This window comes from Amycolatopsis sp. 2-15, assembly GCF_030285625.1.
Lineage (GTDB): Bacteria > Actinomycetota > Actinomycetes > Mycobacteriales > Pseudonocardiaceae > Amycolatopsis > Amycolatopsis carbonis.
This window is the reverse complement of sequence record NZ_CP127294.1, coordinates 4,734,708-4,754,835: the sequence shown is the minus strand read 5'-3', so window position 1 is coordinate 4,754,835 and position 20,128 is coordinate 4,734,708. Positions and strand designations below refer to the sequence as shown.

21 protein-coding genes are annotated in these 20,128 nt (G+C 69.4%); 8 read left to right on the top strand and 13 right to left on the bottom strand.

The window, feature by feature from the left end; all coding sequences use genetic code 11:
* Window positions 1-56: 56 nt before the first annotated feature.
* The 4 genes from QRX50_RS23520 (at window position 57) to QRX50_RS23505 (ending at window position 4,569) form a co-directional block, all read left to right on the top strand.
* Window positions 57-1,709: a CotH kinase family protein gene (locus QRX50_RS23520; RefSeq protein ID WP_285974065.1), complete on the top strand. Its 1,653-nt coding sequence runs from the start codon at window positions 57-59 to the stop codon at window positions 1,707-1,709.
* Between the two features lie 353 nt (window positions 1,710-2,062).
* Window positions 2,063-3,283: a phosphodiester glycosidase family protein gene (locus tag QRX50_RS23515; protein ID WP_285974064.1), complete on the top strand. Its 1,221-nt coding sequence runs from the start codon at window positions 2,063-2,065 to the stop codon at window positions 3,281-3,283.
* A 153-nt stretch (window positions 3,284-3,436) separates the two neighbouring features.
* Entirely contained in the window at window positions 3,437-3,874 is a 438-nt protein-coding gene (locus QRX50_RS23510) for a VOC family protein (protein WP_285974063.1), read from the top strand.
* Between the two features lie 119 nt (window positions 3,875-3,993).
* Window positions 3,994-4,569 (top strand): hypothetical protein, encoded by a 576-nt coding sequence (locus QRX50_RS23505; protein WP_285974062.1) that lies wholly within the window; start codon window positions 3,994-3,996, stop codon window positions 4,567-4,569.
* Window positions 4,570-4,728: 159 nt separating this feature from the next.
* Here the strand turns inward: QRX50_RS23505 and QRX50_RS23500 are convergent, their stop codons facing one another.
* On the bottom strand, window positions 4,729-5,676 hold the full coding sequence (locus tag QRX50_RS23500) for a helix-turn-helix domain-containing protein (protein WP_285974061.1): 948 nt from the start codon (window positions 5,674-5,676) through the stop codon (window positions 4,729-4,731).
* Window positions 5,677-5,961: 285 nt separating this feature from the next.
* Here QRX50_RS23500 and QRX50_RS23495 point away from each other — a divergent pair, with 285 nt between their 5' ends.
* The 3 genes from QRX50_RS23495 to QRX50_RS23485 all read left to right on the top strand — a co-directional run bounded on the left by QRX50_RS23495 (window position 5,962) and on the right by QRX50_RS23485 (window position 8,392).
* Window positions 5,962-6,576: a GntR family transcriptional regulator gene (locus QRX50_RS23495; protein ID WP_285974060.1), complete on the top strand. Its 615-nt coding sequence runs from the start codon at window positions 5,962-5,964 to the stop codon at window positions 6,574-6,576.
* Between the two features lie 411 nt (window positions 6,577-6,987).
* A complete protein-coding gene (locus QRX50_RS23490) occupies window positions 6,988-7,506 on the top strand; it encodes an MFS transporter (protein WP_285974059.1) in 519 nt (172 codons plus the stop codon).
* A 52-nt stretch (window positions 7,507-7,558) separates the two neighbouring features.
* The gene (locus QRX50_RS23485) at window positions 7,559-8,392 is read left to right on the top strand and encodes an AraC family transcriptional regulator (protein WP_285974058.1); all 834 of its coding nucleotides are present in this window, start codon (window positions 7,559-7,561) and stop codon (window positions 8,390-8,392) included.
* Window positions 8,393-8,426: 34 nt separating this feature from the next.
* Here QRX50_RS23485 and QRX50_RS23480 read toward each other — a convergent pair whose 3' ends face one another.
* From QRX50_RS23480 to QRX50_RS23430, 11 genes are all read right to left on the bottom strand, one after another.
* Window positions 8,427-9,365: a sodium/calcium exchanger protein gene (locus QRX50_RS23480; protein ID WP_285974057.1), complete on the bottom strand. Its 939-nt coding sequence runs from the start codon at window positions 9,363-9,365 to the stop codon at window positions 8,427-8,429.
* Between the two features lie 56 nt (window positions 9,366-9,421).
* On the bottom strand, window positions 9,422-10,465 hold the full coding sequence (locus tag QRX50_RS23475) for a HoxN/HupN/NixA family nickel/cobalt transporter (protein WP_285974056.1): 1,044 nt from the start codon (window positions 10,463-10,465) through the stop codon (window positions 9,422-9,424).
* Window positions 10,462-10,782: a hypothetical protein gene (locus QRX50_RS23470; protein WP_285974055.1), complete on the bottom strand. Its 321-nt coding sequence runs from the start codon at window positions 10,780-10,782 to the stop codon at window positions 10,462-10,464. The genes QRX50_RS23475 and QRX50_RS23470 overlap by 4 nt, the downstream gene beginning before the upstream one ends.
* Before the next feature lie 2 nt (window positions 10,783-10,784).
* On the bottom strand, window positions 10,785-11,549 hold the full coding sequence (locus QRX50_RS23465) for an MIP/aquaporin family protein (RefSeq protein WP_285974054.1): 765 nt from the start codon (window positions 11,547-11,549) through the stop codon (window positions 10,785-10,787).
* A complete protein-coding gene (gene nthA, locus QRX50_RS23460) occupies window positions 11,546-12,190 on the bottom strand; it encodes a nitrile hydratase subunit alpha (RefSeq protein WP_285974053.1) in 645 nt (214 codons plus the stop codon). The genes QRX50_RS23465 and nthA overlap by 4 nt, the downstream gene beginning before the upstream one ends.
* A gap of 2 nt (window positions 12,191-12,192) precedes the next feature.
* On the bottom strand, window positions 12,193-12,498 hold the full coding sequence (locus QRX50_RS23455) for an SH3-like domain-containing protein (RefSeq protein ID WP_285974052.1): 306 nt from the start codon (window positions 12,496-12,498) through the stop codon (window positions 12,193-12,195).
* On the bottom strand, window positions 12,495-12,827 hold the full coding sequence (locus tag QRX50_RS23450; RefSeq protein ID WP_285974051.1) for an SH3-like domain-containing protein: 333 nt from the start codon (window positions 12,825-12,827) through the stop codon (window positions 12,495-12,497). Before QRX50_RS23450 ends, QRX50_RS23455 begins: the two co-directional genes overlap by 4 nt.
* 83 nt (window positions 12,828-12,910) lie before the next feature.
* Window positions 12,911-13,261 (bottom strand): UBP-type zinc finger domain-containing protein, encoded by a 351-nt coding sequence (locus QRX50_RS23445; protein WP_285974050.1) that lies wholly within the window; start codon window positions 13,259-13,261, stop codon window positions 12,911-12,913.
* Window positions 13,262-13,322: 61 nt separating this feature from the next.
* Window positions 13,323-14,147, bottom strand: coding sequence for an alpha/beta fold hydrolase (locus QRX50_RS23440; RefSeq protein WP_285974049.1), 825 nt, complete (start codon window positions 14,145-14,147; stop codon window positions 13,323-13,325).
* A 221-nt stretch (window positions 14,148-14,368) separates the two neighbouring features.
* Complete coding sequence (locus QRX50_RS23435; protein ID WP_285974048.1) at window positions 14,369-14,812, bottom strand: SRPBCC family protein; 444 nt, start codon at window positions 14,810-14,812, stop codon at window positions 14,369-14,371.
* 38 nt (window positions 14,813-14,850) lie between these two features.
* The gene (locus tag QRX50_RS23430; RefSeq protein ID WP_285974047.1) at window positions 14,851-17,613 is read right to left on the bottom strand and encodes an AAA family ATPase; all 2,763 of its coding nucleotides are present in this window, start codon (window positions 17,611-17,613) and stop codon (window positions 14,851-14,853) included.
* A 374-nt stretch (window positions 17,614-17,987) separates the two neighbouring features.
* Between QRX50_RS23430 and QRX50_RS23425 the strand changes: the two genes are divergently transcribed.
* The gene (locus QRX50_RS23425; protein ID WP_285974046.1) at window positions 17,988-18,494 is read left to right on the top strand and encodes a VOC family protein; all 507 of its coding nucleotides are present in this window, start codon (window positions 17,988-17,990) and stop codon (window positions 18,492-18,494) included.
* A gap of 66 nt (window positions 18,495-18,560) precedes the next feature.
* Here QRX50_RS23425 and QRX50_RS23420 read toward each other — a convergent pair whose 3' ends face one another.
* The gene (locus QRX50_RS23420; RefSeq protein ID WP_285974045.1) at window positions 18,561-20,093 is read right to left on the bottom strand and encodes a GMC family oxidoreductase; all 1,533 of its coding nucleotides are present in this window, start codon (window positions 20,091-20,093) and stop codon (window positions 18,561-18,563) included.
* Between the last annotated feature and the right edge of the window lie 35 nt (window positions 20,094-20,128).

The window sequence follows — 20,128 nt, the reverse complement described above, 5'->3', positions numbered from 1 at the left end:
GGCAGTACAGGGGCGCTTTTCCAGCCGTACACTGGGGCGGTTGCGGAGGTGGGACGATGAGCGTTCAGGAGCAGCGGGCACTCGATTCCCTGTACGAAATGGACAACGTGCTCACGGTCGACATCACCATGCCCCAGTCCGACTGGGACGCGGTGCGCACCGAGGAGCCGGCCGGCGGGCGGTGCAACTTCGACTGGACCGGCGGCAGCCGATTCACCTGGCGGAAGGCTACTTCGGTCGAGATCTCCGGGACGCGGTTCCCCGCGCGGACGTCGTTCGCCGAGGTGGGGATCAAGAAGAAGTCGTTCTGCGGTTCGTTCAGCAATGACAAACCGTGTCTGCACATCGACTTCGGGAAGTTCCGCGACGCCAACAAACCGTTGATCGCGAACCTCATCGGGTCCCGGTACCTGACGCTCAACAACTCCGTGCAGGATTCCGCTTTCGTGCGGCAACCGCTCGACTACAAGCTGTTCGAGCTCGCCGGGCTGCCACATTCCCGCTGCAATTTCGCGCGCGTCCGCGTGAACGGCACCCTCGTCGGCCAAGGCACCGGCGCGCCGGCACCCGGCGTCTTCGTGAACGCCGAACCGATCATGCCGCGCTACATCGAGCGCAATTTCGGGAACATGAAAGGGAATCTCTACGAGCTGGAGCACAAGGACGACTTCACCGACGCCCGGTTCGACTTCATCGGCGTGGAGGACCTCTCGGAGTTCGACGACAAAGCCGACCTGCGCCTGGCCATCGACCACCTCGCCGCCCACGGGCTGAGCGGGGCCGCCGAGGTGTTCGACCTCGACCAGTTCGTGAAGCTCTACGCGATGGAGTTCTTCCTCAAGCACTGGGACGGCTACACCGGCAACACGAACAACACCTACGCCTACAACGACGTCGAGGCGGTCGCCGCACCCGGCGTGGGCAACGTGAAGTTCAAGCTCATCCCGTGGGGCGTCGACCAGACCTTCCAGCCCACTCGGCACTTCACGGTCCGCACCAGCGGCCTGCTGGCCAAGCTCGTCCACAACGACGCCGGCCGCCGCGCGCAGCTGATGGACCAGATCCGCACCTACCGCGAAACGGTCTTCGGCCGCAAAACCCAGCAGGAAGTGCTGACCCCATTGCTCGAGCGGATGGGCACCGTGCTGACCAGCCTGGGCGTGCCCGACCTGCCGGCGCAGCTCATCACCGTCCGCAAGCAACTGCGTCTCGCCACCTCCGCCGGCTACCTCTGCGCAGGCCTGCCCGGCCCCGACGGCGCCTACGTCCGCGAAGACGCGACCAACGAGTGTCTCCACGCGAGCACCGAACCCATCCCGGCCGCACCCGGCGCGCCCCCGAAGTTCGAGGTCGTCCACCGTCCCCGCCCGGCCACCGTCGAGGACGCCGACCTGTGGTCCTTCGGCCCCCTCGGCGCCGGCACCTCGCTCACCGGCAAGGCCACCGGCCGCTTCCTCCACGCCAGCGCCACGACCACCCCCCTGGGCCACCAGCTGCTCTACACGTGCGCCGCCGACAACGCCAACCACGCCGACGAGTTCACCCTCACCCCGATCGACCCGGTCGCCAACCCGACCAGCTTCAGCGGCTTCTTCACCCTCACCAGCGTCCGCACCGGGCAGGGCGTGGCCTTCGGCGCGGATCCGACGCAGGGCGGAAGTCCGCGGGTGTACCAGGATCCGGCGCCGTCGAGGTTGTACTTCACCTGAGCAGTTCTCGGCCGCCGGACGCCGAGCCGCGGATCATCGCGGACGCCCGTGTGGTGTTCCGCCAGTACTGCTGCCCGCCGTGCTGGACGGCTCTGCACTCGGGCGTCGCCCCGGCGGACCACCCGCACACCCTGGCGGCACTCGGCCGCCGGAGGCCGACAACGGCAGGCTGAGCTCCGCGGTCAGCGTCAGCGAAGAAGCCCAGGCCCCTCGGCCTGGGCTTCTTGCTTGCCGCCGGAATCGAACCAGGAGCCCTCCTGGTGTTCATGCCGGGTTCACGGCCACGGACGGACGGGGTCACCACCGGCCGCAAGAGTGGGCGGGTTCCCGTTCCGGCAAGAAAGGACCTGCCCATGAGACTGCGCAGATCGTTGGTGGCGCTGACGCTGACCGCCGCGGCCGCGACGACGCTGCCTGCGCCGGCGATCGCGGACACGGCCTTCGACGTGACCGGCAGCCAGCAGGTCGCTCCCGGCGTCCGGCTTTCGTCCTTCACGACCGCTTCGGCGAGTGCCGCGACCATCCAGGGCGAGCTGCTGACCGTCGACCTGCGCAACCCGCGCGTCTCCGTGGACCTGCTGCACCCGCCGACGGTGGCACAGGCCGAAACGGTGTCGCAGATGGCGAACGCGCAGGGAGCGGTGGCCGGCGTCAACGGCGACTTCTTCAACAACACCGAGGCCCAGCACCCCGGCGTCGCCTTCACCGACTCCTCCGACGGCCCCGAGATCGCCGATCGGCGCGTCCTCAAGGCCGCCGTCCCCAACGGGCAGCGGTTCGGGCCCGGGATGCCGCCCGGAGTCACGACGGAGGCCGTGCTCGGCGTCGGCGTCGACCGGGTGGCACGGCTGGGCACGGCGCACCTGGACGGCAGCGTCCGCATCAAGTCGGCCACGTACTCGCTCGGCGGTCTGAACCAGTACGCGATCCCGCTCGGCGGCATCGGGGCCTACACCAGCGCGTGGGGCGCGACCTCCCGCGCCCGCTCGGTCTGCGGCACCGACACCAGCCGGGGCGCCGCGTGCAGCACCGACACCACCGAGGTGACGCTCAGGCACGACCGGGTCGTCGCGGTCGGCGGCACCGTCGGCGCCGGCGCGATCACGCGGGACGAGACCGTGCTGGTCGGGCGCGAAGCCGGCGCGGACGCGCTGCGGACGCTCAAGGTCGGCCAGCACGTGGCGATGCAGTACACCCTGTCGACCGGGCGCGGCGTCCCGTTCCGCTTCGCGATCGGCGGCTTCCCGATCCTCCGCGACGGCACCGTCGTCGCCGGCCAGGACGCCAAGACCGCCGCGGTCCGCACCGGCGCCGGCTTCAGCGCCGACGGGCACACGCTGTACCTCGTCGCGGTGCAGGCGAAACCCGGCACCAGCGGCGGCATGACGACCCCCGAGGTCGCCCAGCTCCTGCAGCGGGCCGGCGCCGCCGACGCCGTGAACCTCGACGGCGGCGGCTCGACCTCACTCGTGGCCCGCGACCCCGGCGCGCACACCGTCACGGTCCGCAACCACCCGACCGACGCCGCGGGCGAGCGTTCGGTCGCCAACGGGATCGGGGTCTTCGTCCGCTGACGCTCGCCAGGCCCGGCTGCCTCCGCAGCCGGGCCTTCGCGTGAGGCGAGCGAATGTGACGGCGGACACAGTCGGAGGATGTCGGAACCGCGCCAGGGGCTCCGTCCCAGGGACACGAGCGGCCACAAGGGCCGCGCGACACGGGAGGCAACCATGACGATCCGCCGATTCGACCACACCGGCTTCGTAGTCGAGGACCTCGCGGCTGCCGTCGCGTTCTTCGTCGAACTGGGGATGGAACTGGAGGGCGAGACCAAGGTCGAGGGCGAATGGGTGAACCAGCTCGTCGGCCTGGACGACGTCCGGGCGGACCTCGCCTTCCTGCGCGCCCCGGACGGCCACGGCCGGATCGAGCTGTCGACATTCCGCTCGCCGCTGCCCACCGCGCCCGCGCCGAACGCGCCGGTCAACGTCCCGGGCATCCCCCGCCTCACCTTCGTCATCGACTCCGTCGACGACACCCTCGCCCGCCTGCGCGCCCACGGCGCCGAACTCGTGGGCGAGGTCGCGCGGTACGAGGACTACTGCCGGTACTGCTACGTCCGCGGTCCCGCGGGGGTGATCATCGGCCTGGTCGAGGAGCTCGGCTGAAGCCGCTTGCGCCCCGCAAGCCGGTGTCGCCGCTGAACCGCCGGATCCGTGGCACAACCACGAACCGTGGGGCACGAACGCCTTGTCGCGGTTCAGCGCACACCGAGCAGCGCCGTCCGGTGGCCGCGGTCGGTGCCGTCGTGGTCCCCAGCGTGGTGCCCAGCACGGCGGACCGCGCGTTCGCCGCGTGGACGACCGACCCCGTCCAGCTCACCGCCCCGCAGTCGCTGCCGCTCGCCCAGGACTGCGCGCGGTTCAGCGGAGGCGGCACCGTGACCGCGGCCGACGTGCTCGTCGCGGAGCGCCGGGGCATGGCGACGCAGCTGCTGCTTCGCAAAGGCCCGACCGTGGCCGAATGCGTGAGCTTCGACTCCGAGTCGGTCGTGGGCTGGAGTGCGGTGGCCGACTGGCCGGTCGCGCACCCCACGGGACGGACCGTGGTGGTGGACCTGCTCGACTCCCACGGCTCCGGCGGCGACGCGTTCTCGAACATCGCCGGGCGCGTCGGGGACGACGTCACGAGCGTCGACGTGGTGCGGCGGTCCGGCCAGGTCGTGCACGCCAGTGTCCGGGACGCCTGGCTGACCGCCTGGTGGCCGGGCGACGACGCCCTCGACGTGAGCCCGATGAAGATCGTCGTGCACGCCACCGACGGCGCGGCGGCCACGTTCGCCGCGAACGAACCCCTGTCGTGAGCCGCGCCGGTGGCGTCCCTCCACTGTGGACGCCACCGGCGGATGGCAGTGAGGCTCACCCTCGCGCTCGACGCGCTGGCCACCCGGCTCGGCCGCGGTTGAGGTGGGCGCGCGGGGCCGCCCTCCCTCGGCTCCGCGCACAGGTGGTCCAGGGGCGTCTCACACCAGGACGGTCTTGCGGAACCGGGCGGGTGAGGTGCCGACCGCGGCACAAAAGGCCTGCCCGAACGCCGATTCCGAGCCGTAGCCGACCCGGCCGGCCACGTGGGCCACGGGGTGCTCGGAGCGCGTGAGCAAATCGATCGCGACCATCATCCGGACCGAGGTCACCAGCGCCGCGACGGGGGTTCCCGTGCGCGCGACAGAGCGCCGGATGAACGTGGACCTCGACATCGACGCCATCGCCGCCATGCGCTCGATGGTCCACGGCGCGGCCGGGTCCTCGACGATGCCGGTGATCACGCGGGCCAGTGCCTCGTCGCCCATCGCGCGCCACAGCACCGGGGTGCCGAGCCGCCGTCCGGGGTGGCCGCGCAGGGCCGTGGCGAGCAGGGCCTCGCACAACGACCACACCGGCACACTCGACCCGAAACCCGTTGTCCCGCCTAGGATTTTCGCCACCGCGATCCCGCTCGCGACCAGCGAGACGTGCAGCAACGACGGCAGCAACCGGAACAACAACGCACCCGCCGCGTCGAACCGGAACGTCCCACAGCACAGATCCAGCTCGGGCCGGGCGCCGGGCTGCTCCTCGCACCCGTGCCGCAGGGCCGGAGCCGCCGTCGCCTGGTGCGCTTCGCCGTCCGTGAGCAGCAGCAAGTCACCAGGGCCGAGTTCGACCGCACGAGATGCGGTAGTGACCGTGCAGGTGCCGGCGAGCAGAAAATGGAACGGCACCGCGCCCGGACCGCTGGCTTCGCGGCGAAAATCGACCGGCCTCGGCCCGTGGTGGTGCGCGTCCAGCCCGCCGTCCAGACGCGCCGTTCTCAGGAGCCGGCTCAGTCCGTCCACGGCTCGGCCCCGAACCTCGGTGAACCACTCATGCGCGGCCTTCTCGCCCGCGCCGCGTTCCGAGCGTTCGGCAAAGCCACCGCCGGTTTCGGTCACCCAACGTGATCTCACGCCGCACCGCAGATGGCCACTGTCCCCCGATGACCCTCACCGCGGCCTCGTTCGAGCGGGCCTCGAGTCGGGAATCCTGAGCCTGTACACCTGCTCAAGTTAACGGGCAGTCGAATCGGTTGGTAATGCCAACCTACCAGAACAAGCCGATTATTGCCCGATGATCCCGCTTGTGGAGCCAACCCTTGACGTCGGCCAGGCAAAGCTGCTCGGCACCATGGGCAGGAAAGCCGCACTCACGTGGTGCGCTCCCACGGAAGGATACGCAGAGTGTCCGACATCGCAGACAAGCTGCGGATCAAAGGGGAGCCACCTCCGCCGGCGAGCTCAGCCCCGGCGAGCCACCGCGGGACTCCGTGCTGGCGCAGGGCGAGGGGGATCAGCCGCTCCCCTGTTCGCGAGGCGCTCCGCCGGCTGGAACAGTCGAGGCTGGTCGCCAAGTCGGCGAACCAGTCCTACCGGGTGACGGAGGTCGGCGAAGGTGACGCGGCCGAGCTCGCCGCCCTGCGCATCGCCGACGAGGGCCTGGCGGTGCGCATCATGGTCCGCGACAGGTTGCCCATCGACTCGCTCCTCGGGCTGATCGACGAGATCCGCGCCGCGCCGTCGGGAACCGTCGAGGCCGCCGACGCGGCCTTCCATTCGAAGGCGGTGGCCCTCGCGGGTCTTCCGCGGCTGACCGCGCGCTACGCCGACCTCGCCGACCAGATCCGCCTCATGCTCGTGTCCCGCGATCCTTCACCGGCAATGGACCGGGACACCCTGTGGCGCCATCACGTCGTGCTCTACGAGACGCTTGAGCGGGCGATCAAGTCCGGCGCACCGGACGAGGCACTGCGCGCCCGGGAAGACCACGTCACGCACGTCTTGCCGATGCACCCTTAACGGATCGGGCGCGTACGAGGCATTCGGGACGTGACTGGATCCGCAGGCCGCCGATCTCGAGCGAAGAAGCGCCGATGACTGAGAAGTCACCGATCGCCGAGCGATGCCGTCCAATCAGGACTGGTCGTGATTGAACTCGCCCGCCGGGGTCGCCCCGGCACTGTCCCGGCAACAGTCAGCGAGCCAAGAAGCTGAACATCGCACTCGCAGCGCCATAGCCCGCCCTCCCCGGCGAAGCATCGAACGTACCCAGACGACCGACATCGGAAAGAATCAGGTCCTGCTCGTGTTCCTGCGCATGCTCCAGGGGTTCGGCACGGGGGCGGAGCTGGCGGCCGCGATGATCTTCGTCAGCGAGTCGACCGGCAAGAAGAGCACGGGACTGTCCGGGCGCTGATGAACATCGGCGCCATGCCCGGTTCGGTCCTCGCCGTCGTGCTCTTCACGATCCTCAGCTCCGAGCTGACTCCCGAGGCGTTCAAGCAGTGGGGGTGGCGGATCCCCTTCCTCTTCGGCGCGGTGCTGACCGTTGCCGGGCTCAACGTGACGGGGTTCGTGGCGCAGGCGTTCGGGATGAGCTACCTGAGCACCCAGATCGGGCTCACCTCGACCCAGACGCTCGTGACGACCCTGACGATGATGGGAGTCGGGCTCTTCGCCCTGCTTTTCGGGGGCTGGCTGTGCGACCGGATCGGCGCGATCCGCGTGCTCTACCTCGGCGCGTCGACGACCCGGGTGCCACTGCTGATCAACGGGCGCGCTGACTATACCGGCAACTTTTCGATCGTCACTGCCACGCGATCTCGGCGCGCTGTACCGTCGCGAGCCGTGCGTCGCGTTGTAAGTTGGCTCCGCGAGTACCCGAATCTCCGGAGCGGACAATGGATGATGGGCTCACGTCCCACCACACTCGGATCACGGACGCCCTGAGCCTGTCATCCGGCTCGCGCACCTCCACGGCACCGTCGATCTCCGCTGCCTGATGGCCGGACAGTTCATTGTGGACCACGAGACCGCCGCGCCGGGGGAAGTGCCGTTTTATCTCGTGCTGGACGGACGCTGCGCCGTGACCACGGAGTCGGCCACCGTCACTCTGTCCACCGGAGACCTGCTCCTGGTCTCGCGCGGCGAGGCCCACCAGGTCACGGCACCGTCGGGACGCAGGTTCCGGTTCAGCGACGAATCGGGACCGATCTTCACGACCCGGCGGACGGTCGGCGTGAAGCCGGATCTGGACCTGTTCTGCGGGCATTACCATTTCGACACCGCAGCGGGCGAGTTGCTGTTTCGGCTGCTCCCGGCGCTGGTGCACGTCACGCCGAACGCCGCGGCAACCACACTCGCCGATCTCCTGCGCGGCGAAGCCCGCTTCGCCGGCCCGGGGAGCGCCGCCGTGGTGTCCGCACTGTGCGATGCGATGCTGGCCATGGGCCTGCGCAGCCGCCCCGAACAGCGCCTGGACAACCCGGCCCTGTGGACCGCCATCGGCGACGAGGCGCTGGGCAAGGTGGTCTCGGGTATCGTCGAACGGCCCGGAGACTCCTGGACGATCGAACGGATGGCCGAGACGGCGTCCATGTCACGCTCCACGTTCCTGCGCCGGTTCAACACTCGCACCGGCACCACTGCCGCCACACTGCTCATCACGATCCGCATGATGGTCGCCGCCGACCTGCTGACGAACTCCGACCGCTCGATGGCCCGCATCGCCGCCGACGTCGGATACAGCTCGGAATCCGCGTTCTCGCAAGCGTTTCGCGCCACCGTGGGCATGCCGCCCGCCCAGTACCGGAAAAACTCGGTCAACCACGAGTGACGACCCGCGAGGCGCGGCTTCCCCGGACCGAAGGTCAGCCGCTGCCGGCGATGGTGAACAAGCCGGCGATTCCCAGGCCGTAGAGCGCCACGACGATCCACGAGTCCAGGCCGAGCCGGGCAAGGCGCCGCCGGGGACGGAACAGCAACCCGGTGGCGTAGACGACGGTGAGCAGCATCGCCAGCGCGGTGAGGTAGATGTCGGTGTTGTCCGCTTGCGGCGGGACCGCTTTGCCGGAGAGCAGCGTGGCGAGCAGGAACAGCCCTCCGGACAGTCCGATGTGGTCGGCGATGGCATCACCGCTCAGTTCCAGGAACACGCCGGCGACGAGGGTCACCACGGCTGCCGCGGCGAAACTCAGCGCCGACTTGCCGGTGGTCGTGCCCTTGGCGGTCGCTTGTCGCTCGGTCTGCTGTGTGCTGTGCCCGTGCGGGCGGTCCTGGCCGTCGGCCGCCTGCCCGGACTCGTGCCAGGGAAGAGACTGACCGGCTCGGCGCAGCAGGAACAGCCCGCCAACCCACAGCATGGTGATCAAGACCGGCCCGGGGGCGAGCCGGAAGGCGATGAGGTTGCTCGGCAGCTGAGTGCCCGCGACGACCACGGCCAGCACCGCGACGACCAGGACCGCCTCGAGCACCAGCACCAGCGACGCGGCCCGGTAGGTCAAGGGACGGTGACCGCGGATTCCGCCACCATCGAGAACGGCCAGGACGACGGTCTGGATGGCGAAACCACCCAGGATGTTGCCGACGGCGACACCGACGTTGCCGGACACCGACGCCGAGACGACGATCGCGGCCTCCGGCAGGTTCGTCGCGACCGCCAGCAGGATCAGTCCACCCAGCGCCGAGCCGAGCCGGAGCCGGGTCGAGAGCACGTCGGTCTGGTCGGACAGCTGGACACCGGCGAGCCAGATCACGCCTGCCGCCACCGCGAAGATCAGGAACAAGACCGGCAGCGGCAGACCTGCCATGGAATCTCCTGCACTGTGTGGGCCCCGCGGCGGCAGCCGGGTTCTCCTTGCCGGGCCTAGCGTCGCGCCGGCAGGGGGTCCCGTCCGGACCGGACGCGGCGGTAGCCGGCCGCGGCGGCCCAGACGAGCAGGAACAGCGCGACGACCAGGTAGCCCAAGTTGTCCAGCTCCAGCGAGGCGAACCACGAGGTGACCGCGTCGTGCAGGCGCAGGCTGTCGTGCGTCATCCCGACCAGCTCGACCACACCGAGCGCCAGCGCCACCGCGACCGAGAGCCACGTGATGGTCATCGTGTACCGCAGGGTCCGCAGTGGGTCGGCCGCCGCCCAGCCGTACACCGCGGTCATGAACACGCCGTCGAGCGTGTCGAACAACGTCATCCCGCCCGCGAACAACGCGGGCAGGATCACCACCGAGTACCACGGCACCCCGGCGGCGGCCTTGCTGCCGGCGACCGCGAGCAGGGTGACCTCCGTGGCGGTGTCGAACCCGATCCCGAACAGCAGACCGACGGGGAACATCTGCCGCGGGCTGTGCAGCGAGCTCGTGAGCCGGCGCAGCAGCCGGGCGATGGTGCCCCGGTTGTCCAGCACCCGCTCCAGCTCACCGGCGTTCAGCTCGCCCGAGCGGGCCCGGCGGTAAACCTTGCGCGTGCCCAGCACCGAGGTGAGGTTCAGCAGGCCCACGAAGCACAGGAACAACGCCGACGCGCTCGTGCTGACCGTGGCCAGCACCTGGTGCGTGACCGACGATTCACTGGTCATCGTGGAGGCGAACCGGGCGCCGGCGGCGACCACCAGCGTCAGCAGCAGTACCACGGTGGAATGGCCCAGGGCGAACCAGAAACCGACCGTCGAAGACGCGCGGCGGTTGTTCGACAACCGGCGCGCCGTGTTGTCGATCGCCGCGATGTGGTCCACGTCGAACGCGTGCCGGGCGCCGAGCGCGAACGCGGCCAGCCCCACGCCCAGCCCGAGACCGCCGTGACCACCCACCACCCACAGACCCGCACACAACACCAGCGTCACGGTGCCGATGGCCGCGAGCAGCACAACCAGAAACCGGTTGGCGCCAAGAAAAGCCAGCACAATGCTTCTCACGCCGACACCGTCCGGCCGATGTCGCTGACCCGGACCGAGAACGACTCCCCGAGCGGCTCCGCCGGGAACCCCAGGTCGGCCAACACCTTCAGCAGTGCTCCGGCCATGGTCTTCTCCACCGCTGTCACCCGTTCGTCGATCGGCTCGAACGCGGCAGCATCAGGCGCCCAGCTCACCAACACTCCGCCGCCGTGGTCGGGCGGGCACTCCCGCACCTCCACACCACCGGCCGGACCCCCGCCGTGGATGGCAAAACCCGCCAGCTCCAGCTCACGGCACACCCGGCGCCGCAACGGCGACTCGATCGCCTCCGGCATCGTCACCTCGTCCCCTCCAAGGCCGGGCCGCACAGCTTGCAAGTGCGGGGCTGCCACGCCCGGCGGGCCGCGTGCAAGCCACCCGCGGCGAGCAACGCGCCGGCCATGGGAGCGAGCATGTAGAGCCAGAAGAAGCGGAAGTCCGAACCCAGTACGAACGGGCCGAAGTCCCGCGCGGGATTGAAACTGCCCCCGGACGTCGCGCCGGTCGCCACGATCATCACCGCGATCACCGCACCGATCACCCACGGCGTCTCACGCGGCCGCGGCTTCGACACCAGCCACGACAACACCAGCAGCAGCACGACAGTGGTGACCACCTCACCGACCACCGCGCCCGCTGTGCCCACACCCGGGCCCGGCTGGATCAGGCCATCGGAGACCTCACGCATCCGCCCGCCCCAGCAGAGCCGCGCCACGAGCACCCCGACAACAGATCCCGCGAGCTGGGCCACCGAATACGCGGTCGCGTCCCGAACCGACAGCGCACCCCGCAGCGCCATGAACCAGCTCACCGCCGGGTTGAGGTGCGCACCCGACCGTTTACCGGGCGGCGTCACCGCGAACACCGCGACCGTGCCGCCGACCGCTACGCCGATGACGAGCAGCCGCAGCTCCATCGGCCAGGCCCGCAGCGGGGCGGCCGGCGCCATCGTGAGAGCGATCGCGCTCAGCGCAGCGAGGACCAGCAACGCGGTCCCCGCTGCCTCTGCTGCCCACGCCGTCGGTCCCTCGGGCTTCGGGCGGGGCCGGTCAGCGAGGGTCACGGCTCGCGGGCCGTGGTCACGCCGATCATCGCGTCCCGGGTCACCAGCTCGGCCAGATCCTCTTCACTCCACCCCTCCGTGCCCTCCGGCCGCATCGGAAGCACGAGATAACGCATGTTCGCCGTGCTGTCATGCACCCGGATCGCGACCTCGTCAGGAACCTCGGTACCGAACTCCGCCAACAACGCCCGCGGCTCCCGCACCGCACGAGCACGATACGGACGACTCTTGTACCAATCCGGCGGCAAACCCAGCACCGGACGCGGATAACACGAACACAACGTGCACACCACCAGATTGTGCGTATCCGGCGTCTGCTCCAAAACGATCAGCTTCGTACCGTCATAGTTGTCGATCCCGAACTCCACGATCGCAGCCGTACCATCAGCCAGCAACCGCTCCTTGAACCCCGGATCAGACCACGCCCGCGCCACCAAAGCAGCACCACGAGACGGCTCATGCGCATCCAGCGTCTCGATCATGGCACGGACCTCACCCGCCCCGATCAAACCCTTCTCGACCATCAACTCACGAACCGCCATCTGCAGCACATCAAAATAATCCGGCTCCCCCGCAGCCGCCTCGATCGGCGCATGCGGATCCTCATGCGCGTGCGCGCCTTCATGCGTATGTGCGGCCACGGTCACTCCTGTTCGTTCACGGCGTTCGGGACAGGCTCCAGCCAATGCTCGTAGATCTCGATCTCGACCACATCGGACGGACGGCCCTCGTAATCAGGCCACAACGAACCCTGGTCCAGCCGCACCCGGTAAAGCTGCGTCTCGGTACCCTCGTTCACGCCATACGCCTCCAGCTCCGGATTGATGAACCGAGGCAGCACCCGCTCAACGGTGCCTTCCTTGCCCCGCACATACACCGGCGTCCGGACATGACCCGGCGCATAACGCTCGGAAATCCGCACCGCGTCACCCTTGCCGAATCGGCTCATGCGTCCTCCCCGAGCCGCGCCTTGATCTCGGCCATTTTCTTCCCCAGCTCTTCACTGGTGATGATCTTCTTCTCGATCAGGACCTTCGACGCCGAAACCGCCCACCGCTCGTAGTAGGTGAGCTTGCCGATCATCTCCGACCCGAGATCCTCCACACCACGGCGCTTTTCCTCCGTGTTCACCAGCTTGTGCACATTGAGCACGTTCAGCAGCGCGTGGCAGCTTTTCTCGAACGGCGTCATGTCGTGCTCGGACCGGACCAGCGGGCCCTCGCGCAATCCCCCGAGATCGTGGGGTGGCCGAGCCACCAGCTCACTCTTCTCCGTCAAACCGTTTTTCCCTTCCCTATTCCTGAAACACTCCCGTGGCTGAGGCGAAAACGACATCACCTCAGCCACAGGAGCCAGGAAAATCAACGATGAAGATAGGTTTCCCAGTCGGCAGGCAGCCGATTCGTCGGCGCCGGGACGGGCTGGGCGTCCGGTCGGTGCGTCGGCGCGACCAGCGCGGGGCCCTGGTCGTACTTCACTTCCTCGACGTAGTTCCAGAACCATTCTTCGCCCGGCTCGAAGGTGCGGGCGACCGGATGGCCCGTCGAGGCCGCGTGGGCACTGGCGTGCTGGCTCGGTGAAGTGTCGCAGCAGCCGATGTGACCGCACTGTGCGCATCGGCGCAAGTGCCACCACCAGCCTTTCGGGCTGGCCGCTTCACAGTCCGCGCAGCCGGTACCGCTCGGCGGCACCGTGGGGTCGACCCCCTCCATGCGATTCTCCTTCGCGTCGAATTCCGTGCGCTTGTGCCGCCGCTTGTGCGGAGGAGTCCCGTCAGGACTGCAAGAACTCCAGCAGGTCCGCGTTGATCGTCTCGGCGTGGACGGTCGGCATGCCGTGCGGGAAGCCCGGGTAGATCTTCAGCGTCCCGTTCTTGACCAGCTTCACCGACAGCAGAGCCGCGTCCTCGTAGGGAACGATCTGGTCGTCGTCACCGTGCGCGATCAGGATGGGCACGGTGATCTTCTTCAGGTCTTCGGTCTGGTCGGTCTGGGAGAACGCGACGATGCCGTCGTAATGGGCGTTCGCGGCGCCGTTCATGCCCTGGCGCCACCAGTTCTGGATGATCGCCTCGGACGGCTCGGCGCCGGGGCGGTTGTAGCCGTAGAACGGGCCGGAAGCGACAGCCCGGTAGAACTCCGAGCGATTCGCGAACAGCTGCGCCTGTAAATCGTCGAACACGCTCTTCGGCAGACCACCCGGGTTCGATTCCGTCTGCACCATCAGCGGCGGAATGCCATTGAAAATAGCGGCCTTCGCGACCCGCGACTCACCGTGCCGGCCGAGGTAGCGAACGACCTCACCACCGCCGGTGGAGTGTCCGACGTGGATCGCGTTGCGCAGGTCGAGGTGGGCGGTCAACGCCGCCAGGTCGTCCGCGTAGTGGTCGAGGTCGTGCCCGTCGGTGACCTGAGCGGATCGACCGTGGCCGCGGCGGTCGTGAGCGATGACGCGATAGCCCTGCTGCAGGAAGAACAGCATCTGGGTGTCCCAGTCGTCCGACGACAGCGGCCAGCCGTGGCTGAACACGATCGGCTGCCCGGCGCCCCAGTCCTTGTAGAAAATCTCGACACCGTCGGCGGTGGTGATCGTCGGCATGGTGTGCTCCCTCTCCTTCGACTTGAGACGGGGCAGGCCCGTCGACTCTCGACAACTCTTGTGGCGCACCGACCCGCGAGGGACCGTCAAATGACTGGTCCGTCGACGGTCTCGAACCGCCGATATCAGGCGTTAGCGGACACCGCGGCGCTCAACCGGCGCCGGAAGGGCCGAGCGCGGGCGGCAGTACCGTTTTCCGGGGACAAGCTGGTCGGTTCTCGTCAGAGCGCTTCACACCATCGACGCGTCAACTCGGCCCGGCTCGCTGCCTGGAGCAGGGCCAACGGCCCGCGTGCGGCTTCTTGGAAGCCGATCCACGTTCCTCCGCGGGGTTCGGCCTGCAGGACCCACGCCTGGTAGAAGCTCAGCCCCTCGCTCACGCCGGCCCAACCGAACCGGTTCGGCGATGCGAACTCCCCGACGAACGCGTCGAACGTGCGCGCGGCCGCGACGACCACGAACGGCCGGCCGACGGCCGGCACGCCGGCGGCTTCGACGCGATCGACACCCTGCTGCCACGACGGCCAGTCGCCGACCGCGGCCAGCCGGACGAACGCGTCGACGATTCGGGCCGAGACGTAGCGTTCGTGGCTGACGAAACTGTCGCACCACTCCGGCCCCCATCCCGGTGGCCAGTGGGCATCCGGGAGTCGTCGTGCGCTCATGGTTCCAGAGTGTCGGGCGCCGATTCGCGCAACAACTGTCACATGACTGGCTTGTCCCGTCCCTGCCGCGCATCGTATTCGGTCAGTGCATCACGCAACGCGGCCCGCGAGCTGATGCCCAGCTTGGGGAAAATCTTGTACAGGTGATCGGCGACCGTTCGGTGCGAGATGTACAACCGCTGACCGATCTGCCTGTTGGTCAAACCCGCACCCGCCAGCTCGGCGATCTCGCGATCCTGCGGGGTCAGCGCCGCTGAAACCGCCAATGAGGAATGCCGCGGCAGATCCGTGGCCCGAAGCTCGACCTCCGCCCGCTCACGCCACGGTATGGCGCCCAGCTGGGAGAACGCGTTGCGCGCCAACGCCAGCTGCTCGCGAGCCGCGGTCGGGACGGACATCCGTCTCAGCCGTTCACCGTACGCGAGGCGCACGCGGGCCAGATCGAACGGCCACCGGTCGAGCTCGGTGCCGGACAAGGCGGTCTCGAACCGTTGCCGCATCACGCCGTTCGCCGCTGTCATGGCCAGAATCCCGCCGGCCACCAAGCCCAGCCGCGGCGACAGTCGGCCCAGCCGCGCTTGGCGCAGCGCCTCGGCATGTGCGGACGCCTCGGCCGTCAGCCCCATGGCCAGGCTCGCCTCCACCAGGTCGAACGCCGACCACAGGGCAATGGCTCGATACGGCGCCAGCACGCCCGCCGGGCTGACCCACGCCGCGTGCCGGTAAGCGGCGTCATGGTCACCGGCCGCGATGTCGGCCAAGGCCCGCGCCTGCGCCGCGAGGTGCGTGATTCCGCCGGCCTGGTGCGCCACGGCCCACCGCGACATGCCGTCGGTCAGCTGCCGGGCCGCCGCCACCTCACCCCGCCCCGCGGCCACGAGCGCTCGCACCCAGTGGAAGCTCCAGGCGTGCACCGTGAGGCCATGCCGGACACAGACCGCGAGACCCTCGTCGGCCACCGAACACGACTCGTCCCAGTGGCCCGAGAGGTACCCGTCGACCCCCGAAAGAACCAGCTCGCTCAACTGGCGCCGGACGGGCATCCGGCTGTTCGCGCGGGATCGCGTGCGCCGTTCGCGCGACGAGCGCAGGCGGGACAACCGGTCCGCGGACACCGCGGCCGTACCGATCCGGATGAGCCAGGTCGGGTCCTGGTCGGTGTCCAGGGTGCCGATCAGCTTGTCGAGCGCGGCGAGGTCCGCTTCCGACGCGCGCGCGGGATCGGAGAAGACCGACGCGTTCACGCGCAGCAGCAGCGACGGCTCGGGCTTCAACCGGCAGACGAAGGCCTGGAATGTCTTCCACGCCTCCTCCGTTCCGACGTACCAGCTGATCACCAGAAGGTTCAGCAACGCCTCGAGCAGCACCGGGTCGTCGGCGTCGAACCCGTGGTCACCCTCCTCGATCGCCCCGGCCAACAGCCGATGTGCGGTCGTGAGGTCGCCTTCGGTGTTGATCAGCAGGTGCGCCGCCGCGGCTGCCCCGGGCAGGGAGTGGTTCACCAGGGAACCGTGCCGTCGAGCGTCGTCGAGCAACCGGTTGGCGGTGGTCAGCTCGCCGAGCGCGTCGGCTCCGAGGTAGGCGGCCTCCGCCAGCCGGCGGCTTCTGTCCGCCGGCTCGCGGCTGAGATCCGCGGCCCGGGTCAGCGCCGCGACCGCGCTCATCGCGTCGCCGTGGCTCAGGAGCGTCTTCGCCGACTCTTCCAGGTCTCGAGCGATGCCCGCGTCCGGACCCGCGGCGGACTCGGCCAGGTGCCGCACGCGGCGTTCGGGTGCGTCGACGACGCTCGCGAGCGCGCCGTGGGCCCAGCGCCGATCGCGTTCCGACGACGCTTCGACCACCGCCGCTCCGATCAGCGAATGCCGGAATCGCGGGCCGGTCCTGCTCACCTGCATGAGGCCGGACTCCTCCGCCGGCGCGAGATCATCGAAGTCGCAGTCTGTCCCGCCGGCCCGCCGCAGCAGCGCGACCTCGATCGCGCCACCGAGCGCGAACAGCAGCATCATCAGCCGGCACCGCTGCGGCAGCTCCCGTACGCGCGCGGAGAACAGCTTCTGCAGCCGGTCGGACAGCGGCAAGAACTCGGGCAGTACGGTGAAGTCCTCACGCTGATCCCGGTCGAGGGCCGCCGGCAGTTCCAGCAACGCCAGCGGATTTCCCGCTGCCTCGGTCAGCAACCGATGCCGGACCGCCGGAGCCAGTTCCGGGAAATGACGGTCGATCAGCGTGCGGGACGCCGCGGCCCGCAGCGGTTGCAAGGTGAGCTCGGCGAGGCCGCTGCCTTGGAAGAACCCGCGCTCGGCCGATCGGCAAGCCGCGATGAAGACGATCGGGCAGCCGACCAGGCGGCGGGCGACGAAACTCAGCACCTCGGCGCTCGCCCGGTCCACCCAATGCACGTCGTCGATGACGATCAGGAGCGCCGCCTCGGCCGCCGCGGCCCTCAGCCAGAGCAACGCCGCGTTCGACACCACGAGCCGATCCGGTGCCGGGCCGAGCTCGAACCCCAGCGCGTACCGCAGGGCCGCGCGGTGCGCGCCGTTGAGCGCGTCCATGTTCTCCCCCAGCGGGAGCAGCAGCTGGTTGAGCGCGGAGTAGCTCACCTGCGCCTCGAACTGCACTCCGGCCGCGCGCAAGACGCGCGTGCCACGCGCCTCTTCCCTCAGCGCGAACTCGTCGATCACGGCGCTCTTGCCGGCGCCGGCTTCCCCCAGCACGAGCAGGGCCGCACCAGGCACCACCGGAGCATCGACGAACCGCTGCAGCAGATCAAGCTCACCATCGCGACCGACCAGGGTCACCGGCCAGCATCCCGGCGCCGATGTGGGCGTACGGGAATCGAAACTTTCCAGGCCGGCGCCCCCTGTGAGCAAGCTACTCCCTCTCCCAGCACGCCAATACGAGAGAAAACTTCAGTGATCGGGCCGGCGGCCGATTTCGCTTTACGGCAGGCATCCACGCGACGGTCTGCATCACCACGCGGGGATCTCGCACCGCGTCATCCTCACTCCGATCACGGTGGAGGAATACCCCGGATCGTTCCATTTTCTGTCAGAATAGTTCCACGTCCGCAGGTCGCGGCCCACGCAACCCCGAACACCGCCATTAGACAAGCACAGATCCACTACGGCAGCGTGGAACTGAGGCCATCCAGTCCTGCGGCGCCGGCCGTCATGTGTCCGCGGGAAAGCTGGAAATTCTGGCTCACGAAGATCGTGCCCGCGAACATCGCAACGCCGACAAAAACGGCACTCGACGACGCGAGGCTGATGGTGCGGTTGCGGAACAACCGAAGGGGAATGAGCGGTTCACTCGCCCTGGATTCCACGAACACGGACAGGAACGCGAGCAGAATCGCGCCCACCAGCATGACGACGGTCTCTCACGACACCCACGGATACTGGCCGACCCGAACCCGGCGGCGGTTGACCGGCAGCCGCAGTGTGCGCTGGCGCAGGGCCATCGCGATCAGCGCGAACGGGATGACCGCGTAGAAGTCCTGGCCGCGCGCCGTCGCAACGCGACACTCAGGGCGCTCGACCTGGACGCCGCGATCGACGCCTTCACCAGCCGCGGCGGCGAGCTCGTGTCACCGGTCGCGCAAGCCGCCGGCGGCCGCCGGGTGCACCTGAAAGACCGGGACGGCAACCTGTTCGAGTGCTTCGAGCCGGGAGCCGCGTAGGCCCGCCGACGAGAGCCACCTGGCTGACCCACCCACCGCAATCCCGCGGCGAGTGGGTCAAGGTGGTCATTCCTCCGGGCGGCTCGCGGCGGAGAGGCGGCCGCCGTCGGTGAGCAACCAGCCGGCGACGCGATCCGCGATCATGATGGTCGTGATGTTCGTGGGAGCACTGGGGACGAGCGGCATGATCGAGGCATCGGCGACGACGAGCCCGTCGATGCCGTGCACGCGGCCGCGGCTGTCGACGACGCCCGTTTCCGCGGAGCCCATGGCCACCGTGGAGGTGGGGTGGGCGTAGACGTCCAGCTGTTCGAGAACCGTGCGCTCGAGCCGGTCGTCGGTGACGTCGGGGCCGGGCGTGAGTTCGCGGTCGACGACCCGGGCGAACGCCGGCGTGGTGCCGATGCGGCGGGACAGGCGGACGGCCTCGAGCATCCGATCCTTGTCGCGCGGCGTCGCCAGCAGGTTGTACTCGATGACGGGCGCGCCTTGCGGGTTCCGAGGGTCGAGGCGGACCCGGCCCCGGGCCTCTGGCTGGGTCACCGCCACGGCCAGGACCATCGCGCCGCCCGTGGGACTCGCGGCCGGGTCGAACAGGTGGGTCGCCGAGACGTGCACGTCCAGGTCACCCGGGAGGGCGCTCGAAGACGCGGTCCACAGGATCGCGCCCGCCGCGGGATGCATCGAGTTGGCATCCGGTTTCAGGGCGTAGACGTTGTAGTAGAAGGGGTGCTCCTGCAAGCCGTCTCCGACCGGCAGGTCGGCGAGCACCTCGATGCCGAGCTCGCCGAGGTGGCCGGCGGGGCCGATGCCGGATCGCATCAGGATGGCGGGGCTGCCGTAGGCACCGGCCGCCAGCACGACCGTCCCCGCCCGGTACTCCGTGCCGTCGGCCGTGACAACGCCCACGGCCTTCCGGCCTGCCACGAGCACCCGGTCGACCTCGGTGTTGTCGACGATCCGCAGCCCGGGACGGCTCCGGACGCCGTCGTCGAGGAACGCGATGCCCGTGTTGATCCGCCGGCCGGAGATCACGTTCAGCGGGTACGGTCCGACGCCCTCCGGCGCGGCACCGTTGAAGTCCGCCACCCGGTGGTAGCCGAGTTCGGCCGCGCCGTCGATGAAGGCCAGCTGCGACGGGGTGAGCTCCTCGGGCCGGCGGGTGCGGATCGGAAGGGGACCGCTGTGGCCGCGGAGCTCGTCGCTGCCGTCGACGGTGTTCTCGATCGCCCGGAACGACGGGAGCACCTCGTCCCACGTCCAGCCCTCCAGCCCCGCCGCCGTCCACTTGGCGAAGTCGGCCGGACGGCTGCGGATCGCCACCGCGGCGTTCACCGCGGACGAGCCGCCCAGCGCCTTGCCCCGGATCGCGGGGATGCGCCTGCCCAGCTGGCCGCTGTCCGCGGTGTACCCCCAGTCGTGCCCGTCGGGCCCGCCCGCGATGTCGGCGTTGGCGAGGTCGGCGGGGTAGAGGTTCGGGGGAAAGGCGTGCCCGGCCTCGATGAGGACCACCGAGCGCCCACCCGCGCTCAGCCGGTTCGCGAGCACGGCACCGGCTGACCCACCGCCGACGATCAGGTAATCGGAACCCGCGCTCATCGCCAGGGTCCCGCCGCGAGGATCCGATCGGCGAC